9 protein-coding genes and 5 tRNA genes are annotated in these 10,057 nt (G+C 36.5%); 8 read left to right on the forward strand and 6 right to left on the reverse strand.

The genetic code is table 11. From position 1 onward, the window contains the following. Window positions 1–16 precede the first annotated feature (16 nt). The 5 genes from P375_RS11410 to glyQ are packed head-to-tail and all read right to left on the reverse strand — an operon-like array spanning window position 17 to window position 3,362. Window positions 17–400, reverse strand: a complete 384-nt coding sequence (locus P375_RS11410; RefSeq protein ID WP_039137148.1) for an endonuclease domain-containing protein — start codon at window positions 398–400, stop codon at window positions 17–19. A gap of 49 nt (window positions 401–449) precedes the next feature. Continuing rightward, complete coding sequence (locus P375_RS11415) at window positions 450–1,487, reverse strand: PDDEXK nuclease domain-containing protein (RefSeq protein ID WP_052121843.1); 1,038 nt, start codon at window positions 1,485–1,487, stop codon at window positions 450–452. 33 nt (window positions 1,488–1,520) lie between these two features. Beyond that, window positions 1,521–1,787: a hypothetical protein gene (locus tag P375_RS11420; protein WP_039137150.1), complete on the reverse strand. Its 267-nt coding sequence runs from the start codon at window positions 1,785–1,787 to the stop codon at window positions 1,521–1,523. A 5-nt stretch (window positions 1,788–1,792) separates the two neighbouring features. Next, window positions 1,793–2,440, reverse strand: coding sequence for an FABP family protein (locus tag P375_RS11425; protein WP_039137153.1), 648 nt, complete (start codon window positions 2,438–2,440; stop codon window positions 1,793–1,795). Window positions 2,441–2,450: 10 nt separating this feature from the next. After that, window positions 2,451–3,362: a glycine--tRNA ligase subunit alpha gene (gene glyQ, locus P375_RS11430; protein ID WP_039137156.1), complete on the reverse strand. Its 912-nt coding sequence runs from the start codon at window positions 3,360–3,362 to the stop codon at window positions 2,451–2,453. Between the two features lie 252 nt (window positions 3,363–3,614). On the opposite strand from glyQ, the gene nagB reads away from it, so the two are divergent. The 7 genes from nagB (at window position 3,615) to P375_RS11465 (ending at window position 6,313) form a co-directional block, all read left to right on the forward strand. Then, window positions 3,615–4,427 carry a glucosamine-6-phosphate deaminase gene (nagB, locus tag P375_RS11435; RefSeq protein ID WP_039137158.1) on the forward strand — a complete coding sequence of 271 codons (813 nt, stop codon included), beginning with the start codon at window positions 3,615–3,617 and terminating at the stop codon, window positions 4,425–4,427. Then, window positions 4,424–5,569 carry an N-acetylglucosamine-6-phosphate deacetylase gene (gene nagA / locus P375_RS11440; RefSeq protein ID WP_039137160.1) on the forward strand — a complete coding sequence of 382 codons (1,146 nt, stop codon included), beginning with the start codon at window positions 4,424–4,426 and terminating at the stop codon, window positions 5,567–5,569. Before nagB ends, nagA begins: the two co-directional genes overlap by 4 nt. A 281-nt stretch (window positions 5,570–5,850) precedes the next feature. Further along, window positions 5,851–5,927: transfer RNA gene (locus P375_RS11445), tRNA-Met, on the forward strand. Between the two features lie 2 nt (window positions 5,928–5,929). Beyond that, window positions 5,930–6,014: transfer RNA gene (locus P375_RS11450), tRNA-Leu, on the forward strand. A 20-nt stretch (window positions 6,015–6,034) separates the two neighbouring features. Then, window positions 6,035–6,109 (forward strand) — tRNA-Gln (locus P375_RS11455). Between the two features lie 27 nt (window positions 6,110–6,136). Next, a tRNA-Gln gene (locus P375_RS11460) sits at window positions 6,137–6,211 on the forward strand. Window positions 6,212–6,238: 27 nt separating this feature from the next. Then, window positions 6,239–6,313, forward strand: a tRNA-Gln gene (locus P375_RS11465). A 40-nt stretch (window positions 6,314–6,353) separates the two neighbouring features. Here P375_RS11465 and P375_RS11470 read toward each other — a convergent pair. After that, window positions 6,354–7,169: an NAD-dependent dehydratase gene (locus P375_RS11470; protein WP_039137167.1), complete on the reverse strand. Its 816-nt coding sequence runs from the start codon at window positions 7,167–7,169 to the stop codon at window positions 6,354–6,356. A gap of 311 nt (window positions 7,170–7,480) precedes the next feature. Here P375_RS11470 and P375_RS11475 point away from each other — a divergent pair. Beyond that, window positions 7,481–10,057 (forward strand): autotransporter outer membrane beta-barrel domain-containing protein (locus P375_RS11475; protein WP_039137162.1); only part of this gene is annotated, 2,577 nt, incomplete at its 3' end.

Raw genomic sequence — 10,057 nt, forward strand, 5'->3', positions numbered from 1 at the left:
GGTTAGGGGAGATTTGTCAATCCTCAGCACCACTAAGAGAGATTTGTACTTGTTCTAAAAATAAATAGATCTGTTCTACAACATCCTCAATCTCATAATAAATCTCGTCATTGCTAAACCTCATCACTGTAAAACCTAGAAATCTTAACTCATCATCTCTTAATCGATCTTTTTCTTGATGCTCAGCCTCATAATGATGAGAACCATCTAGTTCGATAATCAGCTTTGCCTTTGCACAATAAAAATCTACGATATAATTCAGCAACGGCTTTTGACGATTAAAGCGAAAGCCTAATAACTGATCTCGATTAATCCGTTTCCATAAATTACGTTCAGCATCAGTCTGATTTGAACGTAATTTCTGTGAAAGTTCCTTTAAATTCTTAGAGTAAGGCTGCATTCTAACTAAAATCTACTATTTCAAAAATATTCTATTAGCTAACAATATATTATTTAGCAAGCCGTTCTTTCGCTCGTGATACCGCCAAATGCAATCGCTGCTCTAATATTTCTTTACTCGGCAACACCGTCATATATTCAGCGATATGAATATCTGAATGGTTTAAATCTAATAATTCAACTTGCTCTTGCTTTTTAGAAGTACATAAAATAATACCTAAGGGTGGATTTTCCCCTTCTTCTTGCTCATATTTCGCAAGCCACGCCAAATAAAGTTCCATTTGACTTTTGTGTGAATGTTTAAATGCTTCGGTTTTTAATTCAATGGCGATTAAACGTTTTAATTTACGGTTGTAGAAGAGTAAATCAATATAAAAATCATCATTATCAATTTGAATTCTTTTCTGCCGAGCAATAAAAGTGAAACCCGCTCCTAATTCTAAAAGAAATTGTTCAACCTCTCTTAAAATTGCATCTTCAAGATCTTTTTCTAAATAACGATCATTAAGTTCTAAAAAATCCAAAATATAAGGATCTTTTAAGATCATTGATTGATTATATTCACCCTTTTCTCGCAATAACGTTAATTCTTGGCTAATGGTTTCATCAGGCTTTTTCGAGATTGCGGTGCGTTCAAACAGTAATGAGCCAATACGCTCCTCTAATGTTCTTGTACTCCAACGCTCTTGGGCTGCCATTGTGGCATAGAAATCTCGTTTGAGTGGATCATCAATATAAATTAATGCTTTAAAATGCGTCCAACTCAATTTTCCACGCAGTGCGTGGACAATCTCAAAATCACTAAATGTTTCCGCAAATTTCACACAATAATTAAGGTGAGAACGTCCCCAGCCCTTCCCAAATTGCTCTGTTAGGCTTTTAGACAAATTCTTAATCACTTCCTTGCCATATTCCGCCCGTTCATTATTAAGAATATGCTGATTAATCCGCTGTCCAATATGCCAATAAAGCAAGGTAAGTTCCGCATTAACGGTAACCGCAACACGTTGTTTGCTTGTTTGAATAAGTTGGCTAATTTCACCAACTAATTGCTGTTCGCTTCTCACAAGTGGCTTTTTTGTCGTCATCTAAAACCTCTGCAAAACTTACCGCGCTTTTATTTATGGAGTAAACACTTCTGCCAGTTTCTTATAATCCAAAATTACTTCACCACTATTCAACAACAGTGCTGGAATTCCCGCATAGCCATTCGCTTTGGCATTATCAAACACCGCTGACTTATCACGCAAACGCAGAAATTGTTTAAAATTGGCTAATGAAGTTAAAACTTCTACGCGTTCATAATCCACATTTAATCGCTTCAACTCTGCTACAAAAGGAGCGGTATCGGGGCAGCTTTCTGCGAAAAATAAAATCGGTTTCTCCATTATAGTTACTCTTTCTGTTCTGCTAATGCTAATGGATTTGGTGTTGGTTCAGCAACCTTCGTTAAACGATTACGATCTCGATGGTGAAATGGCTCATCGTAATTAGGAATTGTCATCACAGTATCTTGCTCATATGACCACGTACCGTCATTATTGATAGTTACAGTAATAGTATAACTTTCTGTACGGAAAGATTGTTCTAAAAATGGATTAGAAATAATACCATTCGTTAATGAACCACGTTGTGCGGTTAATGTAAATTTCTTGGCATCTACACTAGCATTACCAGTAGCAATTAAAGTTTGTCCGCGAGGAATACTTAAGGTTAACAATAAATTTCCTGTTGCCGGTTCCCATAGCCAATAACCAACTTGATCGTGAAATGTTTCCACTTCATTTGGTTGCACAATATGGATATGATAACGCAAACCATAAAAAAGCTGCGGTCCGTTAGTTTGTGGATCAATAGGTTGTAGCTCGATATGTTCAATATAAGGATCTTTTACCGCTCCTTCCGCTTTTGGATTAATATCTAATCCTCGTTTTCCTTCCCATATACCAGCCATTGCTGTTAATGGCCCAAGATTAGCAAGAGTATTCACATCCACATCTGGTTCAGTGTAGATATCTTTAGGATATTGAAATTCTTTCATTGTTCCTGCCTTATTTTTTGTTACATCCTGGGAATCCCAATGCTTCGCGACTGGCATAATAAGCTTCCGCCACACCTTTAGTTAACGCTCTAATACGCAAAATATAACGTTGACGTTCGGTTACAGAAATGGCTTTGCGGGCATCTAACAAGTTAAAACTATGTGCCGCTTTTAAAATACGTTCATACGCCGGTAAGGGTAATGGTTTTTCCAATGCCAACAGTTCTTGAGCTTCTTTTTCATATTGTTCAAAAGCCTTGAAGAGGAAATCAATATCAGCATATTCAAAGTTATAAGTGGATTGTTCTACTTCATTTTGATGGAAAACATCACCGTAGGTGGTTTTACCGAGTGGGCCATCTGACCACACTAAATCATACACGCTATCCACGCCTTGAATATACATTGCTAAACGTTCCAAACCGTAGGTAATTTCACCGGTTACAGGACGACATTCCAAACCGCCCACTTGTTGGAAATAGGTAAATTGCGTTACTTCCATACCGTTTAACCAAACTTCCCAGCCAAGCCCCCACGCACCAAGCGTTGGATTTTCCCAGTTATCTTCAACAAAACGAATATCATTTTGTGTTGGATCAAAACCAAGCATTTTAAGAGAACCAAGATAAAGCTCTTGAATGTTATCTGGAGAAGGTTTGATCACCACTTGAAATTGATAATAATGTTGCAAACGGTTTGGATTTTCGCCGTAACGACCATCAGTTGGGCGGCGTGAAGGTTGCACATAAGCAAATGCCATTGGCTCAGGACCTAATGCACGCAGTGCCGTCATTGGATGAGAAGTCCCTGCACCTACCTCCATATCAAACGGCTGAACAATAGTGCAGCCTTGTTCCGCCCAATATGCTTGAAGTGCAAGAATCATCCCTTGAAACGTTTTAATGTTAAATTGTGTTGTCATAATAAAATCTTTGTGCAGTCAGTTTCTAAAAAAATAACGCTATTCTACTTGATTTTTTGGTTAATGAGTAGAATTAAGCTCTACTCCCTTTTATATTTATTTTCTTTTCCATTTTGGTCTTTTCTGTGACTTTACTCAAAAAACACTCTTTTTCAATTAGATCAATCCACTTTTTTGAAGTAAAATTATCTTGATTATTTAAATAATGAAGTTTTATTTTAAAATGTCTATTTATTATTCAAGGAGCAATCTATGCGTCTTATTCCATTACATAATGAACAACAGGTAGCAAGATGGGCAGCGCGCCATATTGTTGACAGCATTAATCGTTTTTCTCCCACTAAAGAACATCCATTTGTTCTTGGCTTACCAACTGGCGGCACACCGCTCGCTACTTACAGAGAGTTAGTTAGGCTTTATCAACAAGGTGAAGTAAGCTTCAAAAATGTCGTTACTTTCAATATGGATGAATATGTCGGTTTGCCAAAAGAACATCCTGAAAGTTATCACTCCTTTATGTTTAATAACTTCTTCAATCACGTTGACATTCCGCTTGAAAATATCAATATTTTAAACGGTAACACTGATGATCACGATGCGGAATGCCAACGTTACGAAGATAAAATTAAATCTTATGGTAAAATTCATCTGTTTATGGGGGGTGTAGGTGAAGACGGACATATCGCATTTAATGAACCTGGTTCATCACTCTCCTCTCGGACTCGGATTAAAACTTTAAATGAAGATACTTTAATTGCAAACTCTCGATTCTTTAATAATGACATCAATCAAGTGCCAAAATATGCCTTAACCATCGGGGTTGGAACTTTAATGGATGCGGAAGAGGTAATGTTGTTAATTACCGGTTATCGTAAAGCTCAAGCATTGCAAGCAGGTGTAGAAGGTGCAGTAAATCATCTATGGACAATTAGTGCATTGCAAATGCACAGCCGTGCAATTTTTGTTTGCGATGAGTCAGCAACTCAAGAATTAAAAGTTAAAACTGTGAAATATTTCAAAGAATTAGAATCACACGCAATTCATAGTGTAAGAGAGTTAAAATGAAAAAATATGCGTTAGTTAATGGTATTATCTATACAGGGGCTGAGATTCTGTATGATCACGCTTTGATCGTAAATGACGATAAAATTGCAGATATTGTTAAAACCGCTGATCTTAATCCGGCTCTTGATACTATCGATCTTCAAGGCACTAACCTTTCTGCCGGTTTTATCGATCTGCAACTTAATGGCTGCGGTGGTGTAATGTTCAATGATGATTGTTCTGTTGAAACATTGGAAATTATGCAGGCAACCAATTTAAAATCCGGCACTACCAGCTTTTTACCAACATTCATTACCGCTCCTGATGCTGAAATGAAACACGCTGTTGCGGTAATGAAAGAATATCTTGCCAAACATCGCAATCAGGCGTTAGGGCTACATCTAGAAGGGCCTTATTTAAGCAAAGCCAAAAAGGGTGTTCATCGCGAGGAATTTATCCGTGAAATTTCGGATGAAATGCTCACTTTTTTATGTGATAACGCTGAAGTGATTACAAAAATGACGATTGCTGCGGAAAATCCTACCGCAGATCATATTGCTGAATTTATTAGAAACAATATTGTCGTTTCTATCGGGCATTCCAATGCCACTTATCAACAAGCGAATGCTCGTTTCCAACAAGGAGCAACTTTTGCAACTCATTTGTATAATGCAATGTCGCCTGTGTCATCCGGACGAGAAATGGGTGTTGTTGGTGCTGTACTGGATAATACAAATGTCTATACCGGCATTATTGTTGATGGTTTACACGTAAATTTCGGCAATGTGCGTATTGCTAAAAAATGCAAACAAGACAAACTTTGTTTAGTCACTGACGCTACCGCTGCCGCTGGTGCAGATATTGAATCATTCCAATTTGTGGGCAAAACCGTTTATGTTCGAGATCACAAATGCTATGACGCTAACGGTACAATCGGCGGTTCAGCCGTTACTATGATCGAAGCAATTCGTAACTGTGTCAATGAGGTGGATATTCCTTTAGATGAAGCACTTCGTATGGCGACACTCTATCCGGCTCGTGCTATCCATATTAATGATAAACTCGGTAGTCTAGAAAAAGGAAAAATTGCCAACTTAACCGCTTTTAACCATAAATTTGAAATCGTTGGTACTGCGGTTAACGGTAATTGGCAGTTTAATTAATGCTTTTATCAAAAAAATTGCGATAATCATTTTATCGCAATTTTCTTTTTATCGTTATTCAATTTATTAATTAATCCAATGATTTTGTGTTTAGCCGCCCCACTCTTACTTCCATAAAGCTCTTTTAATTGTATATCAATGCGATAACCGCTCGACGATTTCTAATAAAAAACCGACAAATTGGCTATTCTCTATGCGAACAGACCGAAAAATCTTTTTTTCTAAAAAAATGTGTTGACGAGACTTACAGATATCAGCATAATTAGCGCCGCAAAAGCAATGGCTATGTAGCTCAGTTGGTTAGAGCACAACACTCATAATGTTGGGGTCACAGGTTCGAATCCCGTCATAGCCACCATTGCGGGACTGGCGAAATTGGTAGACGCACCAGATTTAGGTTCTGGCGCCGTGAGGTGTGTGGGTTCAAGTCCCTCGTCCCGCACCATTTTGCAACTTTCATAAAGTTGGGGTATCGCCAAGCGGTAAGGCACCGGGTTTTGATCTCGGCATCCCTAGGTTCGAATCCTAGTACCCCAGCCATCTTTTATTAATGATCATCTTTTATGTTGGGGTATCGCCAAGCGGTAAGGCACCGGGTTTTGATCTCGGCATCCCTAGGTTCGAATCCTAGTACCCCAGCCATCTTTATTAATAAACCCCCCTTTAGATTGGGGTATCGCCAAGCGGTAAGGCACCGGATTCTGATTCCGGCATTCCTAGGTTCGAATCCTAGTACCCCAGCCATTTTCCTTGAATTCCGCTTTTTTAAGATTATATTTAACAATTACATCATTTTTGGATCAGGATATTGATAAACAAAATCTAAATCTCTACAAATTTTATCCGCCAAAATAATTCTCTCCACTTTTCCTTCTTCCGGTAAAAAATGAGGCAACGGCAATGATAATTTTTCCGCCATTGTAGTATAAAAATCCTGTTTTAATGGATGAATCGGCGCAACTAAATTATAACGACGGTGATGTGCTGGCGTTTCTAACAATAATTGAATTGCTCGTATACAATCAGTTAAATGAACTAAATTAACAGTCTGATTCGCACCTTGAATATTTTCTTTTCCGGAGAAATGATAAACCGGATGCCGATCTTCCCCGACTAAACCGGCAAAACGAATAATATCTACATCAATATCTTGCAAATCCCATAACCGTTGTTCAATTTCCAAAAGTGCTTTACCCACATCCGATGTCGGTTTCGGCAAATAATCCTCATCAAACACACCAGAAATCATTGGATATACAGAAGTTGAACTAATAAAAATAATATGCTGAACATTATGTAAAAGCGCCTCTGTCAATAAATTTTCAACACTCAAAATATAATTATTAAGATCAAAAAAGTATTCACTAGGAGGAATATTGATAACTAAACTGCCAACATCTAATAAAGCTTCAAAATCATCAGGATCCGCATTAATAGCTGGCGTTAACTCAAGTTGATAACACTCAATACGCTGTAATCGCATATGTTCTGTGCCTTCGTGTGTCCTTTTACTACCTTTTACTAGCCACCCTAAACTTTGTAAATAACGCCCCAATGGAAATCCTAACCAACCTAACCCTACAATAGCAACACTTCTCATTTCATTCCTATTTTTCATTTACTCTTTCCTTCATAAAAAACATATCCTATTTAATGTCCATTACAAAGTCAAAAAGATAAATCAATAAAAAAGATTATTCACTAAAAAAATTGAGCATATAAACAAAATAAATCTAATTAATTACATAAAAAACACCAATATTAAATAAGAAACATTAATTTTTAAAATATAAAATAACCACACAAAAACAAAAGATTTTTTACAAAAAATAGCTAATAAATTTTATTTATTGATTTTACTTTCATACAAGTAATGTATAAAATCCACAAAATTTTTTAGGGTATAATTATATGAAAAAACATTTTTTAGCATTAAGCGTTTCTCTTGCATTAGCAACTAATGCATATAGTGTAGGAATGCCAGAAAAACTGATCATTTTTGGAGATAGCCTTAGCGATAACGGTAATATTCTTCGCTTTACTTATAACCAAGAAAATGTCTATAACGAATATCTAGCCAATTATTATGGCTATAATTCTCCTCGACACGATGGAAATTTTTTAACCAAAAGAAATCAAGATGGACCTAATTATGCATTAGGCGGAGCTGTTGCTAATGATTATCTTGGTGGATTGCAGGGGTCTTTATCACCAAAATTAAGCGATGAAATCAATAATTATCTAAGAAGTCGTCGCAATACTCAAAATCAAGATTATAAATATATTTTTTGGATTGGTGGCAATGATCTCCGTTTAGCTGATGATGATATTAATTTAGGTGATCCTAATATTTCAACAGACCAAAGCCAAAACAAAAAAATTCAAGGTAGTATTGAAGCCGTAGAAACACAATTAAAAAAATTATTGATCAATGGGAAGGCTAAGTTTGTAATTGTGCCAAATGCACCAAATATTGCGAACACCCCAAATTTTACTAACAATTTTCTTTCTGATGGGCGCATTTACTTTGACGGTTGGAAATCATTGCTTGGTGGGCGCAAATTTCTTGGTTTCGGTTGGATCAATAAAGATGACGTTATCCGTTTTTTAGATGATCAAAATAATCACGGTCGTCCAGCAAAAGACGTTATTTACGATGCTTTTGAATTTGTTTTGCGTAAGCATTATAACATCCCTCAAGGTAAGCCATTAACTAGTGCCGCCTTTCAAGAATTGCAACAATGGAAAAGACAATTTGAGCGTGTATATAAAGCAGAAACGTCTTTGGTAAATACATTTAATCAAGGTGTTGATAAAGTAATAGAAAACTTAAAAGCTCAGCATCCTGATGTTACTTTCATCCGCCCAAATATCCAATTATTACTAGATGAGGTAATGTCTCACTATACTGAATTTGGCTTTAATAATGTTTCCGGTTCTGCTGCAAATCCTTTTACCAGTGCAGTAGTTGGTTGGGGAGCTGGAAAAGGGCGTGTTGCGGCTTTTGAACCAATAGACGGGCAAAAAGGTGTTAAAGATAAAAATTATCTTTGGGGGAAAGGTTACCAATTCGTTTTTGCTGATCAATTTCATCCTTCACCAAAAACACATCGTATGATCGCAGATTATATTATGTCGTTACTAGAATCTGAGAGTGGAGATCCAACCGATTTAACAGTAAGACGTGTAAGCACCACACCATTTAATAGCACAGCTAATAATATTTACCATTCTGCTGAAGGCGATGGTGTTTTCCATGTTGATATGCATAGTAATGATATTAACAAATCAAACCTCAATATTTTTAATGACGGTCGCGCTTTATTCGCCAGTAATGGTGGCACAATCCAATTAACTAATACAAATATCACCTCTCAAGGGCGTTTAGGTGGAATTATTAATGCAGAACTAGGTGGTAAAATTTATCTTACTAATGGTCATATTGATATTTACCGTACTAACCCTTATGTTGCTCCATTCGGTGTAATGGTTAACGGACAAAGTTCAGAAGTTGAATTAAATAAAATCAAGTTGAATACCTTTGGTAAGGAAACGACTGCAATAACAGTTGGTAATAAAGCAACTTTACGCTTACAAGACAGTCAAATAAAAACCAATGGTGTCGGTGCAAATGTTTTGAACTTATGGGATAGCAGCGCAACAATCATCAATTCAACACTGAATACAGAAAGTGAAGGTGCAAGTGCAATTCGTGTTTTTACTAATGACGAAGGTAATCTTTTATCTCGATTGATGATGAAAGGCAGTACAATTTCAGCAGAACACTATGCGATTAAAGTAGCAAAAAATGCGACTAAGAATTTGCCTGTGTTTGAAGCTTCAATCAATAATTCTGTCATCAATGGCGGAATATATACTGAGAAAAATGCAAAATCCTATTTCACAATTGATAATAATAGCCAATGGAATATGTCTAAAAATTCCAGTGTTTATCAGTTAAATTTAAGCGATTCCAGTCTTAACTTATCGCAAACTACAGACACTTGGCAGCCAAAAACTTTGGAAATCTATGAAGGTTTAATTGCTCAAAATGCACGAATCACATTAGGAACAGATTTAGGTAATGATAATAGCCAAACAGATAAAATCTCTGTTAGCGGTGATAGTATCATTAATGGTAATTTGCAAATTGAAAAACGTTATTCTTCTTTAGGTGCAAAAACCCAGTTTGGGATTAAAATTATCGATCTGAATGCTAATAAAGTTAATATTGGTAATCTAACATTAGCTAATGATGTTACAGCAGGGCTTTATCAATATGTTTTATCTCACGGCGGTGTAGGGGCTGATGATCAAAGCGATTACTATTTAACCTCAACTTACATTAAGCAAGATAATAAAATTATCCCTATTATTATTGCACCAACATTAGAAGAAACTGCTCAGCCGGTAGAAGAACCAGTTATGCCTGCTGAAGTGATCGCTAAAAATGAACAAGCTGTGCCTTCATTAGCAGAAACCGCTCAG

Source organism: Gallibacterium genomosp. 2 (genome assembly GCF_000771895.1).
Taxonomy (GTDB): Bacteria; Pseudomonadota; Gammaproteobacteria; order Enterobacterales; family Pasteurellaceae; genus Gallibacterium.